At 49.6% G+C, this 2,030-nt stretch carries 3 protein-coding genes; all 3 read left to right on the top strand.

What is annotated here, in order from left to right; all coding sequences use genetic code 11:
• Nucleotides 1–107 precede the first annotated feature (107 nt).
• Entirely contained in the window at nucleotides 108–1,388 is a 1,281-nt protein-coding gene (locus VB081_RS07520; RefSeq protein ID WP_323400208.1) for a dihydroorotase, read from the top strand.
• Nucleotides 1,369–1,596 carry a hypothetical protein gene (locus tag VB081_RS07525; RefSeq protein WP_323400209.1) on the top strand — a complete coding sequence of 76 codons (228 nt, stop codon included), beginning with the start codon at nucleotides 1,369–1,371 and terminating at the stop codon, nucleotides 1,594–1,596. The genes VB081_RS07520 and VB081_RS07525 overlap by 20 nt, the downstream gene beginning before the upstream one ends.
• Nucleotides 1,597–1,608: 12 nt before the next feature.
• The coding region (pyrF, locus tag VB081_RS07530; RefSeq protein ID WP_323400210.1) for an orotidine-5'-phosphate decarboxylase at nucleotides 1,609–2,030 on the top strand (422 nt) is incomplete at its 3' end.

Below are 2,030 nucleotides of genomic sequence, written 5' to 3' on the forward strand. Positions count from 1 at the left end.
TGAGTGCGCTTGTTGGAATTGTTCTAAATGCAGTATTGCCTAAGAATATCTAAAATAGGTGCGGGCGGAACCACTGGTTCCGCCCGACATCATAAAACAGGAGTAATATGAGTTTATTGATCAAAAATGTAACGGTATGCAATGCCGACAATATGGAAGCGGGTGTTGATATATTGCTCGGCGGTGGTATCGTCAAAGAAATGGGAAAAAACATACAGGGTAAAACCGACCGCGTAATAGATGGACAGGGGCTTTACGCATTCCCGGGTTTTGTTGATTTGCATTGTCATCTGCGAGACCCTGGATTTACACATAAGGAAGATATCGTTTCGGGTACAAAAGCTGCTGCTGCGGGCGGGTTTTGCGCGGTGTGCTGCATGCCCAACACCAAGCCGGTCGCGGACAGTGTGGAGACGGTTGCGTATATGATCAAAAAGGCACAGGAAGCAGGATTTTGCGAGGTTCTTCCTGTCGCAAGCATCACACAGGGGATGCAGGGCAAGGAACTGACAGATTTCGCGGCGCTGATCCGTGCGGGAGCGGTCGCCTTTTCTGACGACGGATTACCGGTCGTTGAAGACGATATGATTTTGGCGGCAATGGACAAAGCCAAAGAGCTGGGAACGTTTCTGATGCTGCACGAGGAAGACTTGGAAATGCGCGGACAGGGCGTTGTACACGACGGAGAAAACGCAAAGAGGGCCGGAATATGCGGTATTCCGCGCGCGGTAGAAGAATGTATGACCGCGCGCGACATTATGTATGCAGAAAGGACGGGCGCGCATATCCATATCTGCCATGTTTCCACAGAGGGAAGCGTAGAGCTTATACGCCGTGCAAAAAGTCGCGGCGTGCATGTGACGTGCGAAAGCGGCCCGCATTATTTTTCAGCTACGGATGAAATGATATTGGATAAGAACCCCAATGCAAAAATGAATCCGCCGCTGCGTGAAGAACGCGACAGACAGGCGGTTTGCCGAGGCATCGCTGATGGAACGATCGACGCGATCGCAACAGATCATGCGCCGCACAGTAAGGAAGAAAAAGCGGTGGGCATCGAGCAGGCTCCATTCGGGATCATCGGTTTTGAAACTGCGTTCGCGCTGGCGGTGACAAACCTTGTGGATGTGGGTATAAGAGACTGGAAGGATTTAGCAAGGCTGCTTTCGGAACGACCGAACGCATTGCTAAAGCGTAAAGGCGGAAGAATCGCGGCAGGCATGCCTGCAGATATCGTGCTTTGCGATGTGCGCGAAAAATATATTTATAGTGAAAAAGATATCGTCTCCAAGGCAAAAAACACGCCGTTCTTAGGCACAGAACTTTGCGGCAGGGTGAAGATGACGATTGGTGGAGGAAAAATTACCTATGATAGACAAGCTGATTGAACAGATCATACAAAAAAAGAGCCCGATCTGTGTGGGGCTGGATACAAAATTTGACTATTTGCCGCCGGAATTTCTGTCGCGTGAATATTCGATGGATGTGCTTTCTTATGCGGCGAGCAATATTTTTCAGTACAACAGGATGTTGATCGACGAAATCGCGGACATCGTACCGTCTGTAAAGGTACAAGCAGCATACTACGAGATGTAAGGATGCGAAGGTATGAAGGCATTTTGCGATACCATTGCGTACGCAAAAAATGCAGGACTGGTTGTGATCGCGGACGTAAAGAGAAACGATATCGGCGCGACGGCAACGGCGTATTCGAACGCCTATCTCGGCAGGACAAAGATCGGTGACGAAGAAACCCCTGTGTTTGACGCAGACTTTGCCACGGTAAACGGTTATCTTGGCACAGACGGGATCGCTCCGTTCGTTGCGGATTGCGAAAAATATAATAAAGGGATATTTGTACTGGTCAAAACCTCGAACAAGAGCTCGGGAGAGCTACAGGACAGGCAGATCGACGGGAAAACAGTGTATGAATATATGGCCGATATGGTAGACGAATGGGGCAAAGATCTGATCGGTAAATATGGATATTCAGAAGTCGGCGCGGTGATCGGCGCGACCTATCCGGAGCA

It is taken from the genome of Christensenella sp. (assembly GCF_034927525.1).
In the GTDB taxonomy this organism is placed as follows: Bacteria; Bacillota; Clostridia; order Christensenellales; family Christensenellaceae; genus Christensenella.

Excerpts from the sequence above, each read along its gene's own strand:
- VB081_RS07525 (WP_323400209.1), top strand. The coding sequence starts at position 1,369 with ATGATAGACAAGCTGATTGAACAGATCATACAAAAAAAGAGCCCGATC.
- VB081_RS07520 (WP_323400208.1), top strand. The coding sequence starts at position 108 with ATGAGTTTATTGATCAAAAATGTAACGGTATGCAATGCCGACAATATG.